Here is a 17397-nt window from a genome sequence, read left to right as displayed (position 1 = left end):
GCTTCCCAGGGGGAAGGTTTCTCGGTACCCTAAACCTGTAGAGGGCTAATTAAGTTGGCCAAGCCTTGGTAAAAATCAATTGTTGCTAAAACCCTGGGTTTACACCGCGCTGAAAATGACCTCACGGTGTTTTTTTCCCCAATCGGCCAGGTAATTAATCAGGCCCTGTAACGACCAGCCGTATTCGGTTAGGGTATAGTGAACCGTCACAGGCTGGGTGTCTAACACGGTCCGTTTAACGAGCTTATTCAGCTCCAGTTCCTTCAATTCCTTGCTTAGTTGTTTATTCGAAATTCCAGTAAGGTCATTTAGGATTTCAGAAAACCGTCTCTCTTCGTAATAGCACAAGGTGGAGAGAATGGAGATTTTCCATTTCCCATTCAAGATATCCATGGCGTCATGGATAGCCATCAGATCCCGTTTGTGGCATTTTGCTTCCATCATCAGTTACTTAGTTACCTCAAATATACTGTTACTTTTGGTAACAAAGTAACGAAAATAAACCAACAAAGGCTATGTTTGCGGAGTAAATAATAAAAATTATTAACCATGAAATTCGCAAATAAAAACATAGTTATAGCCGGCGGAAGCCAGGGAATTGGCTTGGCAACGGCCAAAGCATTTATCAAAGAAGGGGCCACGGTATGGATTACGGGCAGAAACGCAAACAAATTGCAAGAAGCGGCTGAGCAGATCAACAGTCCAAATTTAAAAACTGTCGTATCGGACACCTCAAGCCTAGAAGGCATTGCCGTGCTGGAAAAGGCGGTTGCGGAAAGCGAAAAAAAATTGGATGTTCTGCTGCTGAATGCGGCTACAGCCGTAGTGGCACCGATCGAATACATCACGGAAGCGGATTACGATGCCCAGTTCAATACGAACGTGAAAGGACCCCTGTTTACGCTTCAAAAGTTGCTGCCCCACCTAGCGGATGGCTCGTCGGTGACGTTCACCTCATCGGGTGTCGCTTCAGCCGCCTTCGCCGGCAACAGTGTGTACTCGGCTACGAAAGCTGCCCTCAATAAAATCGCCGACATTGCGGTCAATGAGTTGGCAGAGCGAAAGATTCGGGTGAATATTGTTAGCCCGGGGCCTATAAAAACCCCTGGTCTGGACTCGGTAGCTCCTGAGGAAACTCAAGCCTACCTAGCCTCGAAGAATGCCCTTCAGCGCTTAGGTACGGCAGAAGAAGTTGCCAGCACGGTGCTGTTTCTGGCATCCGAAGCGGCCAGTTACATCAATGGAGCCGATATCGCCGTTGATGGAGGCTCCTTGCAGTATATGCTAAAGTGAGCTAATGCTGGCATACATTGAGAATGCCTTTCCACCTAATTCGACATGGCCGGAGGACAAATAAGCTTCCGGCCATTTTGTGCTAACCGACCAAACATTAATCTCAAAATACGCTCCTACTTGAGACGAAGTAGTTTTTATGTATCTGCTTCTTAAATGGGGCGTTTAAAGCGACACAGCCTACCTTTCGTACTATGCCAGGAAGTACGAAAATAAATCCATGGCAAAATGCCCAAATAGTGGGTTTCAAGGGGGGGCGGAAGCCTAAACTCGTGCCGATTTTTGTACTTCAAATAAAAAAGTACGAAATGGCAGAATAGCGATAGTACATCACAAACCAGCATTTACTTAGTATCAGCCTTAATTGAGAACGACCCTTCCTGGTTAGGCAAACCAGTGCCGATTGCTTCATCAACGCTCGCCTTCGCTGAACACCAACCCAGCAGCAACCTCACCAGCCATCAGTTGACCGTGCCAAAACTAACCTTACCTTGTCCGCTCTGATACCCATACCCCCCAATAATAAACGTCCCGTTAGACAGACCAACCGAATAGCCATTATAGGTATTAGCTGGGCTGCTGTCGGTAACCTTCTGCTGTTGGGTCCAGCTACTGCCCGAGCGCATAAACACATAGGCCGCCCCCTGAGCCGATTTACCATCAATGGTTTTTTGATACGCCCCCACGATGGCATAATCCCCTGAGATGGACACACTATAGCCGAAGCGGTCAGCAGCCGCCCCATCGCTGGCCACCAGCCGCTGCTGCTGGGTCCAGCTACTGCCCGAGCGCATAAACACATAGGTTTTGTTCTGCCCCCCCACGATGGCATAATCCCCCGAGATGGACACACTAACGCCGAAGTAGTCAAAATCCACTCCATCGCTGGCCACCAGCCGCTGCTGCTGGGTCCAGCTACTGCCCGAGCGCATAAACACATAGGCCGCCCCCTGAGCCGATTTACCACCAATGGCTTTTTGATACGCCCCCACGATGGCATAATCCCCTGAGATGGCCACGCTATAACCGAAGAGGTCATAAATCGCCCCATCGCTGGCCACCAGCCGCTGCTGCTGGGTCCAGCTACTGCCCGAGCGCATAAACACATAGGCCGCCCCCTGAGTCGGGGTACTGCCAATGGTTTTGTTCTGCGCCCCCACGATGGCATAATCCCCTGAGATGGCCACACTAAAGCCGAAGTAGTCATTAAACGCTCCATCGCTGGCCACCAGCCGCTGCTGCTGGGTCCAGCTACTGCCCGAGCGCGTAAACACATAGGCCACCCCCTGACCCGAGTTACTGCCAATGGTTTTGTTCTGCGCCCCCACGATGGCATAATCCCCTGAGATGGCTACGCTAAAGCCGAAGTAGTCATTAGTCGCCCCATCGCTGGCTACTAGCTGCTGCTGTTGGGTCCAGCTACTGCCCGAGCGCATAAACACATAGACCGCCCCCTGAGCCGCGTTACTGCCAATGGTTTTTTGATACGCCCCCACGATGGCATAATCCCCCGAGATGGACACGCTATAGCCGAAGCGGTCATTAGCCGCCCCGTCACTGGCTGTCCGGCTGGTAGGGGGTAAGGAGTTGGGGCCGGTAACCAGTAAGGGCAACCAGTTCTGACCATCATAGAGATACAGCGTGTTTTTATCCAGGTCATAGACCAAAGCGCCCACTTGGGGAGCAACGATGGCCAACCGCTGGGCCGTGCTCAGGCGAGGGGGGTAAAAGGCTTTATCGTTATTGGGGCTGCTGAGATCCAGTACCGCCGAGGAATTAGGGGTGCCGCTAATGCCAAACTGAGCCCACAAGGTAGCTGGGAGCAGGAAAGCCAATAAAAGGTAAAGGGTACGCATCATCGAGGGTTGGTTTTACGTAGTAATCTCCTAAGATAAGGATTAGTCCTTTCTGGCTCTACGAGTAGGCGGTTTTTTTGGGAAAAGGTAATGGGGTCGAGCTATAGCAACGGTACACGTCGCTATGGTGGTAAAATTCGTTTCGTACTTTGGGAAGTAAAGCATGAAAGTTGATAGCCAGCAAGTGTTTATTGACTTCATCTCAAAAAATGCTCCTACTTGAGAATAAAAGGATTTAGGTGATATCCAGATCGTTTATTGTCGGATATGCCATTATTCCTTGTTTAAGAACAGGTGAGCCCCTGATTCTTACCTTAATCGTCCGCTTGAGGAATAGATCAATTGGTTAGCCTTGGCCTGATAGGAGGCAGGAATCGTGATCATATGGTGTAAGGATACCCTATCCTGACTGGTAGGAATGCGACCGCAAGACCAGCTACTGGCTTCACTCCAAACCCCCGCCTGGACACTCATACAGCTTGGTCCCGCCAGATTCCGGATGAAACCACCGAAGGGCTGTCCGGTACAACTATTGATCGTCGTTTCAGCCTGGGGCGAGCAGACATCACCAAACAGAATGGGATCTGCTAAGCGGACGGGGGGCATATCCTCCACCTCATCATTATAGGTATCACTCGGACAGGTATAGGTAATTGAACCGGGAGAAACCGGTATTGATTCATCATAAGGATGCTTAAGAAAGAGTCAGTGCCCCATCTCATGGGACACGACCGGATTGCCAGGGTCAGTGGCCCAAATGATCAGGTCGACGCTTCGGTGCAAATGGAACGAGATGATTCCTTTATCTGTAAGTGATTTGCTATCCAATTAGCTTTTATAATTAATCCCTGGCAATAACTTTTGCGTAAACTGATAATCTTAGTTAAGGATTCTCATGAATCACTCCTTCGTAAGACGAAGAGAGTTTTTAGGGGTCTAATACGTCAATAATCGAGCATTTTGTGCGATGGTAATCTAATCCAATGGGTTAACCAAAGAGCCAGGTGAGCCGAGCCGCCTTTTATTACAGGTGTGATTATGAGTGAGAACACCGGAGACAGTCTACATATTGTAAAGATGATTTGTTGACGATGTATGACGGTGTTACTATAGAGGTAGTTGACGCACGGAATAATTAAAACCTAATGGCTTTTAGGTAAGTGGGGTGGTCCCGTTTGGCCGGACACTTCACTTATGAGAGTTTAATAGAAACAGTTTGATAATAGTGGTTTTCAAAGTCAATCGGTGAACGGTAGCCTAACGATGAGTGTAGCCTACGGACGTTATAATACCCGCGCCACGGTGGCCTTCAATATAATTAAACAACTCAGCACGGGCATCTTCTAAGCTGATAAAACATCCATCTTCCAGCAACTCGGCTTTTAAGCGGCCCCAGAACGACTCGGCATGAGCATTTTGGTAGGGATTATCAGCTTCCGCCATGCTTTGTAGACACCGCCATTTAGCCAGCTGCTGCCGAAAAGAATGACCGAAATACTGACCACCCCGGTCCGAGTGGACGATCAAACCCGGCTTCGGTTGACGTTGCTGGAGGGCCTGATCAAAGGCCTGCACAATCAGGCTTTCTTTCATGTGCTTGTCGACCCACCAACCCACGATCCGACGAGAAAATAGATCCATCCAACTGGCTAAATAAGCCCAATGTCCATCAGTCAAAGGCAGATACGTAATATCGCCAACCCACGCCTGATTCGGTGCAGTAGGTTTGCCAAACTCGATTAAGCGGTTGGGGCAAGCCGTTAAACCATGATTAGAATTAGTCGTTTTGGGTACGAAACTACGGGGCTGAATGGCCCGCCAGTCCTGCTCTTGCATCAAACGACGTACCCGATGTCGACCAGCCTTTACGCCCTGTTCTTTCAGAACTTCCAGCACGCGACGGCTGCCATAGCGTCGGGAGTTTTCCCAGAAAATCTTGTCGATTGCTATGGTCATGGCTAGATCGCTTTCTGACGGAGTGAACTTGGTTCCATTACGATATGTGTAATAGGCAGTCTTGCTGACATTCAGTACTTTACAGAGTAGTCGTACTGGAAAATTGGTTTCTTCAAACTGAATAAACTGGTAAGTCAGCGTCAGGTTTGTCGGCTGAAAATAGCCACAGCTTTTTTTAGGATCTCGCGCTCCATCTCCGATTGCCGCAGTTGCTTACGTAGGCTATCGACTTCTTGTTGAAGATTTTGATCGGTTTTCTTTTCCCCCGCTTCGGCGGACCGATTGTCATTGGCTTTCCGCCAGGCGTGAATTAGACTGTCGCTAATCCCCATCTTACGGGCAACGGCCATAATAGGTTCACCATTGGCGACTAGCCGCAATACATCGGCCTTAAACTCGTCGGTATACTTCCATTTGGGGCGTTGGGATTGGTTCATGGTACACGAAGTTAAGTAAGTTTCGTGTCCGGGTATTCAGGACCATATCAAAGGAATTCCCTGCTTTTGCAAAAGCCACATCGACTTTGAACGGGAATGTTGATGGTGCCAGGTGTCGTCATCTGATTTGCACCACCCACATATCATTATTCCCCCGGCTGGGATCCGACTTATTGCCATCCTGACCGGAGTTTGAATAGCCACCTAGCAGAAAACCGCCATCCGAGGTGGCTACCGTAGTGTATAGATAATTAGTACTAGTACTCATCCAATTTAATCCTTACATCAATCTACCTTATTAGCTGGATTGACTTGCTCATACCACCGATTGAGTTTATCCTCAGCCGTAGCTGGGGTAAAACTCCAATGCACCTTAACGGCACGTTGATTGCGCTCACTGACCCAAAAGCTGACCTGCCGCTCCAATTCCTCCAGACTGCCAATGCGCCGATTCAAGCACTGGCGGGCCAATGCCGAAAATTCGATCTCCGCTGCGTTCAGCCAAGAGCCATGCTTAGGGGTATAATGAAACACCAATTTGCGACTCAATAATCGGGCTTGGGCTAGCGGTAAATGCTCATAAAAGGAACCATATTTATGGGTATTCAAATTGTCCTGCACCAAATCAATGTATTCAACATCAGCATAGTAAGTTGTCACTATCTGATGCATGAACTCTGCATAATCGGCCTTTGTGCGCTGCTTGCGCACTTGAGTGTAGCGTTGACCTGTGTCCGTATCATAAGCTAATAATACCACACACGTTCCTTTTCTGACATACTCATTATCCTCTTTAGCGGATTTTCCCGGCTGAATGGGTCGGGCTGCTATCACCTCATCCAATAATTGACACGGTCGTTCATCAAAGCATAACCGCGCTCGGCCTGGTGGAGTTAGCTGGTTATAAACGGCCAAAACGTTCTCCATTTTGGCCAAGTATTCACCATCTACTTGCCCGATGCACCGCCCGGCGGCCCGGCATTGCTTTTTGAGCCATGGCTTGAGCTTACTTTTTTTAGGGCTAAACGTACCGACTCGTCATCAATGTGGATCTCGAGTTTGACTAAGCGTTCATTAATCAGACTTGCTGTCCAGCGAGTACGCCCATCAGGAGCCTCACTACAGGCGATTTGAGTGATATGAGCCTCCACTTGGGGGGTCACTTTGCGGGGTTGGCCGGGTCGGGCTTTCTCACCAATGGCTCTTTGCAAACCCTCTTGCTGAAAGCGTTTACGCAAGTTGAAGACCGTGGCCAGACTGATACCCAACGATTGGCTAATCTGTAGTGGGTGTTGCCCCTGATGGGAAAACTGCAAGGCTCTGGCTCGGGTCAACTTACGGGCAGCGTCTTTCCCTTTACGAACGAGTTGGTCAAGCGTTGTGAGATCGGCTTCCGACAGCACAAACGGTTTAGCGATTTGGCCCATGTCGGAAAGGTAGCTATTTTTATCTAACCATTAAATTGGAAGAGTACTAGTACCACCAAAGGTTTTATCCCACACTTTGGTTGGTGTGGCCGAGGAGGAACCCGTAGGGGGTTGCATCATGTCTTGGGGTGATCCGTTCTTGCAATACACGAGCAGCCCCATTAAGCAGACCAGTAGGATAAATCGCTTCAGATAGTTGAGCAGGTAAACAGATTTCATCGAGTGTTTATAGATTGATTCACCTGCATAGATACCCGTCAAGGTTTAGAGGTAACAGATTTACTACTTCATTTTAGTTAACGCAGGCGTTTTTACAAAAAAGCAACCCCAAAGACCAGGGTTGCTTTCCGCTTGTATCCAAACCCTACGTTTATGACGGATTGGGTTTGACAGCTATTAAAGGTATCGGCCATCGAGTCACTACTCCGAATTCTCAATAAAGGCTCCGGCTTGAGAGTTACAGGCTAATCGTTTCCTGAACCTTATATACGTCTGTAAGCCACCAAAGACACTAACTCTAAATTAATTCCGTTGGTGGTTGAACGATACTAGTTGTCCATTATTCTCTTCGTAAGCTCTTCACGGGATTCATCAAGGCCGCTTTGATACTTTGGTAACTAACCGTCAGCAAGGCAATGGTGAGGGCTATTAGACCTGAAAGTGCTAACATCCACCATTCGACCTCGATCCGATAAGCAAAATCCTGCAACCAGTGATGCATGGCATACCAGGCAATAGGCGAGGCAATCACAACGGCAATAAAAACCAGCCGGACAAAGTCCTTTACTAGCAATTGCACAATACCCGGTACGGAAGCCCCCATCACTTTACGAATACCGATTTCTTTGGTACGCTGCTCAATGACGAAGGCCGACAGTGCAAACAACCCAAGACTGGCAATTATAACGGCAAGCAACGCAAAGGCTGAGAATAACTGCTGGGTGCGTTGTTCGCTGGCATAAAAGGTGGCAAACTGTTCGTCCAAAAAGTGGTACTCAAGCGGTCCGTTTGGGCTAAAAGCCTCCCATTGGGTCTTCAGATCGGCCAGAAACCCAGGCACATCCGTGGTTTTGATTTTCAGCACCATACCGCCCGCATTTTGGCCCATTAGCAGCATGAGTGGAGCCACTTTCTGCTTGACTGATACATAATTGAAATCCTTAACGACACCGATGATCTTAAACTCCTGATTTCCCGAACGAACCACCGACTTACCGATAGGATTGGTCCCTTTCCATCCTAGCTCATGAACCGCCGATTCATTGATAAGCACGCCCGAAATTGTATCAGTCGGAAAGTCTCGGGAGAAATTTCGCCCCTGTACCACTTGTATACCCAGGGTGTGCAGGTAATCATAGTCAACGTGAAAAATATTGGCGTGAATCTCGGCACCGTTCGAGGTTTCGTTTTTCGGGTAAATCTGCGTCCCGTCCATCATATTTCCACCCGGCGTATATCGCGACAGGCTGGCCGCAACAACATGTGAGTTCTGCGCCAGTTGCTCTTTAAAAGCCAGTTGCTTAGCACCTAGTAAACGGGTATCGGGCAGGGCAATCACCTGGTCTTTATCGTAACCCAGCTTTTTAGTCTGCATGTACTGCAACTGCTTATAGACGACGATGGTAGCAATCAACAGGATGGTCGAAATTGAAAACTGGAATACAATCAACCCACTATGCAGCGGTTTTTTCTGTGAGCTATTTCCAAAAAATGCGCCTTTCAATGTGTTAATAATGCTGAACGACGACAGGAAAAATGCCGGATAAGCTCCCGCCAGTATACCCGATAATAAGCTCGCCAGAAAGAGGGTGAGAATAGACTGATAACTCAGAAAGAAAGAGAAGCTGATCTGTTTATTGGCCACCTGATCGAAATAGGGTAATAGCAGGAACAACAAGCCATAGGCACACACCATTGCCAGCAGTGTCAGCAGGATCGATTCGGTCAGAAACTGGAAAACGATCTGATTCTTGATCGACCCCATCACCTTCCGAATCCCTACTTCCCGGGAACGTTTTGCCGCTTGTGCAGTCGAGAGGTTGGTAAAGTTGATGCAGGCCAGTAACAGAATAAACAGCGCCAACGCGGAGAAAATATACACATATTTAATATCGCCATTCGGCTCCAGTTCATACTTTGTATTTGAGTACAGATGAATATCGGTAAGCGGTTGTAATGAAAATCGAAATGTTTCGACCGATTTCTGAGCCTGGGCCAGGCTAACGCCCATATCCCGCTGTACTTCCGGCACCACGTATTTGGCCACCAGTTGTGGAAATTTCGCTTCCAGTTTTTTCGGATCGGCTTTGTCGTTCAGTTCCAGATACGTATAAAAACCAACGTTGCTCCAGGTCGGATTGGCAATATGATGGGTCGATAAGCTTAGAAATGCATCGGTATGAAAGTGTGAATTGTCGGGTACTTTATCGATAACTCCCGTCACAGTAAATGCTGTCCGTTGTGTACCCACTGCCAGGGACTTCCCTATCGGTTCTTCATTACCAAAATATTTCTGGGCAAACGCTTTCGAAATAACAATACTATTGGGCGCTATCAGAGCCCTTGCCGCATTCCCTTTGAGGAATGAAATCGAAAACAGTGACAGAAAATTGGAATCGGCAAAAGCCAGGTGTGCTTCCTTAAACTGATTTTCTTTATACTGAATATAGTCGCTAACAGGCATAAACCTTGTCGAGGCTTTCACTTCGGGAAACGCCCCTTGTATGCCCTTGCCCACCCCCGCATCGACATTGGGGTAAACAACCACATCGCCATTGCCAGCTACCGATACCTGTACTCGGTAGATGTTTTTGGCATCGGTGGGGTATTTGTCAAAACTCAGTTCATTGTCGACAAACACCGCGATGAGCATGAAACAAGTCAACCCTATGGCTAACCCCACCATATTGATAGCTGTAAAGGCTTTATTTAACATTAAATTCCGCCAGGCAATTTTCAAAAAGTTCCGCAGCATCGTCGTATTGGTTGGTTTAAGGTATTGCGAATAGTATTGATCACGCTCACGGAGCGAGTTATGGAAAAACGGAGTCAGACATTGCAACACCGCCCAGACATACTCGCTTCGGGCCTGCGCCCGGCTTACCTGCTGACTACGCTTGTGGAATAGCTCATGCAAATCGCCCTGCAGGTACTCCAGCAAGTGGGGAGCTACGAACCACCTCAAGAGCCAATCGGCCCAGCGGGGCGGTGAGGAGCGTTCAGGTTGAGTAGAAGGAAGCTTTCGAGCCATGACTGTAGAAAAAGCTTATAGGCCTAACAGTTGAAACTTACCCTCTGGAATGGCCTGCCAGAGTCGAGTGCGCATTTGCTGAATCTCCCGCAGGACGTTTCCTCCTTCGGCCGTCAGGGCAAACAGCCGCTTGCTGCGGCCTCCTCGCTCGGCCGTGGCTCCGCCTACTGAGGAGGCCAGAAAGCCTTTTTCTTCGAGTCGGTACAGGGTGGTGTGCACGGCGCTGATGGTGAAGCTGCGCCCGGTCTGCCGTTGGAGCTCTTCCAGGACGGGTACGCCATATACATCCTCGGTACTGGCGGCCACCACCAGTAGCACCAGTTCTTCGAGTTCTCCCAATACCGTCTTTTTCATGGGAGGTTATCTGGTTTAATTAGATACAATATCTTAGATCAAATAAGATGCCGAAATTGAAAATGCCTTTTAACGGGCTTTAAACAAGGTAATGGTTGTTGAATCTGTCCAGAAACGGACAACACGCTGTCCATGATTGGACGGTTACTGCTGAATACAGGATAAGGCCGTCAGGGGTAAGAATTCGGATAAATGGACAAAAGCGTGGTTATAAACAACCTACGTTATTTCATGATAAAAATGGCGAAAAGGGGGCTTATTATAACGTTGTCACTCAAAGTTACTTCCTCTCATAAATCGCTTTCATAGGATGAATCCGTATTCGGGCGTTTATTGAGATTACTTGTTTGCTTCCCGCTTGTCGTGTGAATGAGAAACGCTAGTCCAACACTTTTTTCATCATCACATCAATTTCAAGGGCGGTTTCATCCTGTAGCTCGGTCTGGATCTGGCCCGTGTTGACCTTTAAATAACCAATGGGCATTTGGCCTTCCCAGGCAATGTAGAACAGTGAATCAGGATTACTCAATTCTGCCGAAACTTTCGCATGGCTAAAATTCTCTTTTAGATACGTTTGCATGTCGGCTTGGGTATTGGCAGCAGCAAAGGTTTCGAAGAAGGTTTCTCGTCCAATTTGTTGAACCGTGGCCACATCGTCCAGTGTGGCTTTCCGAATCGTGATTGTATCCATACCCATTAGGGTTAGTTTTAATGGGAAGAAAGTTTCATCAGGACAAGCCCCGTGACGATCAGCAAAGCAGCGAGTATACGGGTCATGTTGACCGGTTCGCCGAGCACGAAGATGCCAAGCAGGAAAGCGCCAATCGCTCCGATACCTGTCCAAATCGTGTAAGCTGTTCCTAAGGGTAGGGTACGCATAGCCAGAGCTAGCAGGCCAAAGCTAGCCAGTAGGGTAACAGCAGTAATTAAGGAGGGAACAGGGCGGGTAAAACCCGCGGACTGCTTCATAGAATAGGCCCAAACGACTTCCAATAGGCCAGCAAACACGAGATAGATCCAAGACATGGCATTGACCTGGTTAGGGCGGGCCGTCCCGAACCGGAATCCCATTATGGGGGAGGTCGTCCTCCTAGTTTGAGAATTCCCCTTGCAAAGGGAGTGTAAGCAACTACACGACAAAAATAATAGTTCTTGCCATTTCAGTCAACTGGGTTTTTAATTCTGTCTGGTCAGCTGGTTTGTAACCCGCACTTTACAAAATCTCATGATCGCTCCTATTTGAGACGGCACTCCATACTTTAACGTGAAGAATCATTTTTCGAAATAAATAGACACCGACTCAAAATTCTAGGTGTTTGAAACTACTGTCATGGTACTTGATGAACCATATCATACTAAAAGATGAAATACACGAATTTCAAAAGAGTTATAGAAAGTAGATTTATAACTCATGAAATGGATTTGGCAACTATCTAATATGGGTCGGAACTGTATTATGAGGTTCATCCTCCTTACGTTGGCACCTACGAATATTTCTTTTCAAAAAGCGATTACCCCAATTTTTTGCTGGATCTAAGAAAGACGGAAAGGATTCCAATCCTGAACCAGTCGGCCGGTTTTCGGTCCATCGGCTCAAGACCACAGGAAACGACTCAGTTTGCAGACATCAATATAAAGAATCATTTTGACCTAATCGTTTATCAGGCAGAATCGGTGCATACCACTTATTTGACCAGGTAACCAAATCAGCATCAGCATCAGCATAATCATACTAGTCACGACTTCGCCTGAAAGATTGATTATTCAATAGGAACCTGTAGCTGGCAGTTCCTAACAGGGCATTCATATAACGGGTCAAACAAGGGTTAAGACACTATCCATCAAACTTTTTAAGTGCTTCTGGTGAAATCGGCGTAAAGAAGTTCACCAGATTGCCATCTGGATCTCGGAATAGTAATGAACGATTACCCCACGGCATTGTAGTCGGCTTCTGAATGATCATGTCACCTAAAATGTCGACTAATTTTTGATACTCCCGATCAACATCCTCTACCCGGAATTCGATAATGGCGGAGTGGTTACTAGCGGCCTTGGCGATATGGTCTCCTCCGAACAGTTGCAAGGTGCGTGTGCTACCGATGGCCAATGTGGCCGAAGGCATCTGTAATTCAGCAAAATCATCCGTATACTGAGTCACTGACTTACCCGTGACCCGCTCATAAAACCGAACCAGGGGCTTGATATCCGTCGTGATAATCCGAACTGAGGCAAAATTCATAGAGTTTGTGCGTTTATTGGCTAACACAAAGTTGACTGGGTCTACTGACAACTGTATGTCAGTAGAAAATACTATCTACTCGTGTGTTCTCATTCTCTTCAAACACTCCCCAATTTGAGACGTAGGAATGTTCAAATTGGGGAGCGTTTGCTTAATAGACGTTTTAAGAGACGGTTAGCCAGCACGAAGTTAGCTGATGAATTATCGGGTGAAGTCGTAGCTATAACAGGCTAACTAATGAGCAACTCCAACAGACACGACAACCAATTAGCTATAGTTACTAGTCACTTCGCAAACTCAAGGCCGGATTGAGTAAGGCCACTTTCATACTTTGAAGACTAACCGTCACTACCGTGATCAGGAAAGCAAACAAACCTGCCCCGGCAAACAGCCACCAAGGCATCGGGCTGCGGTATGCGAAATTTTGTAACCATACCCCCAAGATCCAGGCTGCCACGGGAGATGCGATAACCACGGCCAGCAGCACCGGTTTTATAAAATCGCTAACCACCAGAACAACCAGTTCGATTACGGTTGCCCCCAGCACTTTCCGTACCCCCAGCTCTTTGGTTCGCTGCTGACTCGCCAGCCGAGCTAAACCGAAGACGCCCAAACCGCAAATCACCAGGGCTAGTAGCGTGGCATAGCTCACCATGCGCTGCCATTTCTGGTCCAGTTCATATGCTTTCGCGTTCAGCTCGTCAAGAAAACCATATTCCAATTCCACCTGGGGAAACGCTTTCTGGTACGCTTTCTTTAAGACGGCTACGGCTTCCTGCTGGCGATTGAGGGCCACTTTAAGCCAAACGCCACTCGACTGGTCCTCTTGCACAAACATCACTAAGGGTGGAATGGGATCCCGGAACGAACTGACATGAAAATCCTTAACAATCCCACTAATGGTCAACGGTTTAAGAGTATAGTTGTTATGCAAACGAATTCGCATGCCTACTGGATTCGATAAGCCGGCGGCCTTGACAAAGCGCTCATTGACTAAAACAGCGTCCGTCTTATCGGACACAAAAGAGGCTGACAGGTTGCGCCCGGCCTTCAACTCAATGCCCAGTACCGACAAATAGTTTTCATCAATGTACTGGTAGCGACTCTCAATCGTGCGGGACCCTACCCGGGTTGCATAAGTTCCGGCTAATTCACTACCGAACGACGTTTGCAGGATGGACGGTTGGTTGAGTAGCTCGGCACGTAGCAACGACTGGACGCTTTTTAGCTCACCGTAGGGCAGGTGGCTATGGATAACCTGGTATGGATTATACCCCAGATCTTTGGTTCGAACGAAGTCCATCTGGATATAAACCATCAGGGTCCCAATCAGCAGCAGAACCGCCATGGAAAACTGGATCATCAACAATCCCTGTCCTAACCAACTTCGTCCGCCCAGCTGAATTTTATGATAAAGTACCTGGGTGGGTTTGAAGCGGGACAACACGAAAGCAGGATATAATCCAGCGATCAGCACATTGGTAATGAATAGACTAGCTGTGTAGAGCAACGGCTGACCATCCAGGATCTGGCTAAATGCGATCGTTGTCTGGGCCAGTTGATTAAATACGGGTAGCAGGAGTAACGTGGCTAAAAAGGCTAGCCCGAGTGCCAGCAAACAAAGGATAGCAGATTCCCCCAGAAAGTGAATCAAAATCATCCATTGACTACTGCCCGTGATTTTGCGAATTCCAACTTCGTTGGTCCGTTTGAGGGATTGCGCTAAGCTTAGATTAATAAAATTTATGGAGGCCATCAGCAGCATAAACCCTGAAATTCCTAGAAACAGGTAGGCATACATCGGATTATTCCCCTTCATAATACCGCCCTCCCGACTCTCCCCCAGCCTATAAAGTGGATTTAGGTGCATATCCCGGACGGATTGTAGCCCGTAGCGGATCGACGGGTCGAAACCGTACCTACGTCGGTTTGCGGCCACCTGCTCCCGGGCTAGATGGGCATAAACAGCCTCGAATTTGCGAACAACTGCCGTTAGATCGGCCTGGGGATGGATTAAAACAAACGTACTCAGGTAAGCACTTAGCCAGTTGGTATCCTCGAACGAAGCCTGCATAAATTGAAAGGGAAACAAGGCATCGAACTGGATCGAGGAATTGGAGGGTGGATCCTGAACGACCCCGGTAATGATCGAGGCTCCCAGCTTGTTTCCCGAGGGACCGTCTTCCAGCAGGGTTTTTCCGATGACATCAAGACTATTGAAGAGTTTTCGAGCTGTGCGTTCGGTGATGACTACAGTATTCGTTCCCTGCAACGCAGTCGTTGGATTCCCGCGGATCAATTGGAAGGAAAACACGGCAAAAAACGAGGAATCGACAAAATAGGGGTTGAGTTTAACGGCCTTCTGATTGGCTACAAACATGCCTGAAATGTCACCCCCCATCACCCGGACGTATTCCTGCACCTCAGGCACTTTCGCCTTAAAGGCAGGCCCCTGTACCTGGCCGGTTCCCCCGGATTCTACCGGCTGTCCCCCCCGGGTTTCTAGTTGTGTACTGGTAATGCGGTACAGATTGGGTTGATGAAATGAATCGAAGCTGTGTTCCTCGTTGAGGTAGAGAATAGCGAACACCATCGCTGTTAGGCTAGTGGCCAATCCAAGCACATTGAGGAACGAATAAAGTCGGTTTTGCCACAAACGGCGAATTGTTATTCGGAGGTAAGTACGAAGCATGTAGACAAACAGAGTGTTTCTATTGACGAACAAACACAGGGGCAACTGTCAGGACCCATTGATCGGCCCCAAGGCACCCCGGCTTTAAACCTACGCAGTTGAGCTGTAAACTAGGGCTTGATGCTTGTAAAAGATTGTAAACGATTAGTAAAGAATGGGTAAGTGTAGGTGGGCACAATTTATTGAGGATTGAGAAACAAGAGTAGGGTACATTCGTAGACTACTTGCCTTAAGTTGTGAGCAATTGGCCTTCGGTTTGGGCTGACCAACTCCCCTTCGTCCTGGGGTTGCCAAAAGCCAACATGATCTTGACATCAGACGATATTTGTAAGTGGCTCAAAATCCGCTCGGATGGACTATCAGGGTTGAAGTATCCTTACCAGCATCGATTTCTCAAACGTTGCTGGAACATTGTCTCTTTAATCGATCCTAATTGAGATGAAAGAGGCTAACGGTGATGCCTCAATTTTCGGGCGTTTGAGATGACGCTATCCTACAATCTATTCAACGCTTATTATGGGGCATTACCAAACAGGCAACCGGCCAGCTCCAGCGTACTGGCAGTCGGTAAAATTCCGAGTCCAGCAGAGAACGGTCACTGCGGTGGGCCGTATGTATTCAAAAAGTAGATGATGGGACTTAACACAAGAAAGGTGAGCTGAAAGAATTATTGAATTCAATCAGTACAGCCTATTCGCAGATTCACTTGATATGTCAACCCCCAGAACCACCTCTGGAATTAGGGGTGGGTCAGACTATGTCATAAACGAATAAGACAGTTTAGGCATCGTCATTTCCTCTACTTCTTTAGCTTAATAACGTCGATTCAGGAGATATTCCGTAGATTGTTCGCTAAGCTGGTACTAAAATCTGGCAGCTGAAGGAGAACGAATGAATAAAAAAATGGACCTCGATTCGTTTGATGTCTATGCCTACATCACAACAAATCATACAACTGATGCCGACAAAGGCTACATCCTGGTTGACCACCTAACCTACCACGACGCGGCAATACGGTTTCCGTTCCGCACTTTCTTTTATGGCATTGGCCTCACCTACGCATCGGGCAGTTCGTTCGAGGTCGGTAGTCGGCAGTATCCAATGCAGCAGGGTTCGTTGATCACCATCGGGCCTGGCATCGTTTCGCAGTGGAAATATGACACGCCTGACATACCCGCCGATACCATTCTGTTCCGGTCCGAGTTATTGACCCCATTGGGCAATACTTCACTTTGGGCTTCGTTGCCCTTTTTCCTGCCCGGCGGTAACCATGTCACTGTCTTAGACGACGAGAACATCGATAAAGTAAAAGGGCTTTTTCGGGTCTTGAAACAGTTTAGTGATGAGTCGGATATCGTGGCAAGTCTTACTTACTCATTGTTGCTGTTGGTTCGTAAGATTCACGAGCGAGAGCAGGGGAGGCAGAGCCCGACTTTGTCGGCTGCGGACCAATTAGTGCAGGAGTTTCACCGGCTGGTTGCTCAGGAATTTCTGGTAAAAAAGGAGGTTGCCTACTATGCGTCCCGGCTGCATATCACCCCTAAATATCTCAGCGAAGTGTTGCTGGCCCAAACCGGCCGGTCGGCCAAGACCATTATTGAAGATACCGTTTTTCTGGAAGCCCAAAGCCTGCTTCGCCAGACCAGCATGAATGTTCAGGAAATCTGTTACTACCTAGGCTACGCCGATACGTCGTACTTCACGAAAGCGTTTCGGAACCGGGTTGGGATGACGCCGTTAGCGTACCGGAGGCAGTAAATGGTAGTGAAAACCTATTCGATTTTTGAAACCTTACAGGACTGGGGAAAAAACTACCAGTTTAACCGACATTACGCCACTTCTGTCCGCCTGAGGGCTGTGTAATTTGCATCCGATTGCAATCCTTACCCCATA

The 17397-nt window shown here is 48.0% G+C and carries 17 protein-coding genes; 3 read left to right on the top strand and 14 right to left on the bottom strand.

Annotation, left to right across the window (positions count from 1 at the left end; genetic code table 11):
- Window positions 1–99: 99 nt before the first annotated feature.
- Window positions 100–444 carry a winged helix-turn-helix transcriptional regulator gene (locus tag G8759_RS29880; RefSeq protein ID WP_167216552.1) on the bottom strand — a complete coding sequence of 115 codons (345 nt, stop codon included), beginning with the start codon at window positions 442–444 and terminating at the stop codon, window positions 100–102.
- Window positions 445–549: 105 nt separating this feature from the next.
- On the opposite strand from G8759_RS29880, the gene G8759_RS29875 reads away from it, so the two are divergent.
- A complete protein-coding gene (locus G8759_RS29875) occupies window positions 550–1293 on the top strand; it encodes an SDR family NAD(P)-dependent oxidoreductase (protein ID WP_167216550.1) in 744 nt (247 codons plus the stop codon).
- A gap of 461 nt (window positions 1294–1754) precedes the next feature.
- Here G8759_RS29875 and G8759_RS29870 read toward each other — a convergent pair whose 3' ends face one another.
- From G8759_RS29870 to G8759_RS29820, 11 genes are all read right to left on the bottom strand, one after another.
- On the bottom strand, window positions 1755–3152 hold the full coding sequence (locus G8759_RS29870; protein WP_317166739.1) for an FG-GAP repeat protein: 1398 nt from the start codon (window positions 3150–3152) through the stop codon (window positions 1755–1757).
- 306 nt (window positions 3153–3458) lie between these two features.
- Entirely contained in the window at window positions 3459–3755 is a 297-nt protein-coding gene (locus G8759_RS29865) for a hypothetical protein (protein ID WP_167216548.1), read from the bottom strand.
- A gap of 651 nt (window positions 3756–4406) precedes the next feature.
- A complete protein-coding gene (locus G8759_RS29860) occupies window positions 4407–5228 on the bottom strand; it encodes an IS3 family transposase (protein WP_232074327.1) in 822 nt (273 codons plus the stop codon).
- Between the two features lie 17 nt (window positions 5229–5245).
- Complete coding sequence (locus G8759_RS29855; protein ID WP_167216546.1) at window positions 5246–5542, bottom strand: transposase; 297 nt, start codon at window positions 5540–5542, stop codon at window positions 5246–5248.
- Window positions 5543–5827: 285 nt separating this feature from the next.
- A complete protein-coding gene (locus G8759_RS29850) occupies window positions 5828–6469 on the bottom strand; it encodes an IS630 family transposase (RefSeq protein ID WP_232073998.1) in 642 nt (213 codons plus the stop codon).
- Window positions 6470–6489: 20 nt separating this feature from the next.
- Entirely contained in the window at window positions 6490–6969 is a 480-nt protein-coding gene (locus G8759_RS29845) for a helix-turn-helix domain-containing protein (protein WP_167207802.1), read from the bottom strand.
- Between the two features lie 30 nt (window positions 6970–6999).
- Complete coding sequence (locus G8759_RS29840) at window positions 7000–7188, bottom strand: hypothetical protein (protein WP_167216544.1); 189 nt, start codon at window positions 7186–7188, stop codon at window positions 7000–7002.
- A 340-nt stretch (window positions 7189–7528) separates the two neighbouring features.
- A complete protein-coding gene (locus tag G8759_RS29835) occupies window positions 7529–10219 on the bottom strand; it encodes an ABC transporter permease (protein ID WP_167216542.1) in 2691 nt (896 codons plus the stop codon).
- Window positions 10220–10234: 15 nt separating this feature from the next.
- Window positions 10235–10573 carry a PadR family transcriptional regulator gene (locus tag G8759_RS29830; protein ID WP_167216540.1) on the bottom strand — a complete coding sequence of 113 codons (339 nt, stop codon included), beginning with the start codon at window positions 10571–10573 and terminating at the stop codon, window positions 10235–10237.
- Window positions 10574–10952: 379 nt separating this feature from the next.
- Window positions 10953–11264, bottom strand: a complete 312-nt coding sequence (locus tag G8759_RS29825; protein WP_167216538.1) for a hypothetical protein — start codon at window positions 11262–11264, stop codon at window positions 10953–10955.
- 17 nt (window positions 11265–11281) lie between these two features.
- Window positions 11282–11599, bottom strand: a complete 318-nt coding sequence (locus G8759_RS29820) for a DMT family transporter (protein ID WP_167216536.1) — start codon at window positions 11597–11599, stop codon at window positions 11282–11284.
- A gap of 423 nt (window positions 11600–12022) precedes the next feature.
- Here G8759_RS29820 and G8759_RS36500 point away from each other — a divergent pair, with 423 nt between their 5' ends.
- On the top strand, window positions 12023–12274 hold the full coding sequence (locus G8759_RS36500) for an erythromycin esterase family protein (RefSeq protein WP_167219340.1): 252 nt from the start codon (window positions 12023–12025) through the stop codon (window positions 12272–12274).
- 133 nt (window positions 12275–12407) lie between these two features.
- On the opposite strand, the gene G8759_RS29810 is transcribed toward G8759_RS36500, so the two are convergent.
- A complete protein-coding gene (locus G8759_RS29810; protein ID WP_167216534.1) occupies window positions 12408–12812 on the bottom strand; it encodes a VOC family protein in 405 nt (134 codons plus the stop codon).
- 280 nt (window positions 12813–13092) lie between these two features.
- Entirely contained in the window at window positions 13093–15504 is a 2412-nt protein-coding gene (locus G8759_RS29805; protein WP_167216532.1) for an ABC transporter permease, read from the bottom strand.
- 891 nt (window positions 15505–16395) lie between these two features.
- Between G8759_RS29805 and G8759_RS29800 the strand changes: the two genes are divergently transcribed.
- Entirely contained in the window at window positions 16396–17262 is an 867-nt protein-coding gene (locus G8759_RS29800; RefSeq protein ID WP_167216530.1) for a helix-turn-helix domain-containing protein, read from the top strand.
- Window positions 17263–17397: the final 135 nt, after the last annotated feature.

The sequence above is a fragment of the Spirosoma aureum genome (assembly GCF_011604685.1).
Lineage (GTDB): Bacteria > Bacteroidota > Bacteroidia > Cytophagales > Spirosomataceae > Spirosoma > Spirosoma aureum.
Note: the sequence above shows the minus strand (reverse complement) of the source record. Positions and strands in the feature narration are given on the sequence as shown.

Excerpts from the sequence above, each read along its gene's own strand:
- G8759_RS29865 (WP_167216548.1), bottom strand. The coding sequence starts at position 3,755 with ATGCCCCCCGTCCGCTTAGCAGATCCCATTCTGTTTGGTGATGTCTGC.
- G8759_RS29880 (WP_167216552.1), bottom strand. The coding sequence starts at position 444 with ATGATGGAAGCAAAATGCCACAAACGGGATCTGATGGCTATCCATGAC.
- G8759_RS29835 (WP_167216542.1), bottom strand. The coding sequence starts at position 10,219 with ATGGCTCGAAAGCTTCCTTCTACTCAACCTGAACGCTCCTCACCGCCC.
- G8759_RS29870 (WP_317166739.1), bottom strand. The coding sequence starts at position 3,152 with ATGATGCGTACCCTTTACCTTTTATTGGCTTTCCTGCTCCCAGCTACC.
- G8759_RS29810 (WP_167216534.1), bottom strand. The coding sequence starts at position 12,812 with ATGAATTTTGCCTCAGTTCGGATTATCACGACGGATATCAAGCCCCTG.
- G8759_RS29840 (WP_167216544.1), bottom strand. The coding sequence starts at position 7,188 with ATGAAATCTGTTTACCTGCTCAACTATCTGAAGCGATTTATCCTACTG.
- G8759_RS29875 (WP_167216550.1), top strand. The coding sequence starts at position 550 with ATGAAATTCGCAAATAAAAACATAGTTATAGCCGGCGGAAGCCAGGGA.
- G8759_RS29820 (WP_167216536.1), bottom strand. The coding sequence starts at position 11,599 with ATGTCTTGGATCTATCTCGTGTTTGCTGGCCTATTGGAAGTCGTTTGG.
- G8759_RS29800 (WP_167216530.1), top strand. The coding sequence starts at position 16,396 with ATGAATAAAAAAATGGACCTCGATTCGTTTGATGTCTATGCCTACATC.
- G8759_RS29825 (WP_167216538.1), bottom strand. The coding sequence starts at position 11,264 with ATGGATACAATCACGATTCGGAAAGCCACACTGGACGATGTGGCCACG.
- G8759_RS29850 (WP_232073998.1), bottom strand. The coding sequence starts at position 6,469 with ATGGAGAACGTTTTGGCCGTTTATAACCAGCTAACTCCACCAGGCCGA.
- G8759_RS29830 (WP_167216540.1), bottom strand. The coding sequence starts at position 10,573 with ATGAAAAAGACGGTATTGGGAGAACTCGAAGAACTGGTGCTACTGGTG.
- G8759_RS29855 (WP_167216546.1), bottom strand. The coding sequence starts at position 5,542 with ATGAACCAATCCCAACGCCCCAAATGGAAGTATACCGACGAGTTTAAG.
- G8759_RS29845 (WP_167207802.1), bottom strand. The coding sequence starts at position 6,969 with ATGGGCCAAATCGCTAAACCGTTTGTGCTGTCGGAAGCCGATCTCACA.
- G8759_RS29805 (WP_167216532.1), bottom strand. The coding sequence starts at position 15,504 with ATGCTTCGTACTTACCTCCGAATAACAATTCGCCGTTTGTGGCAAAAC.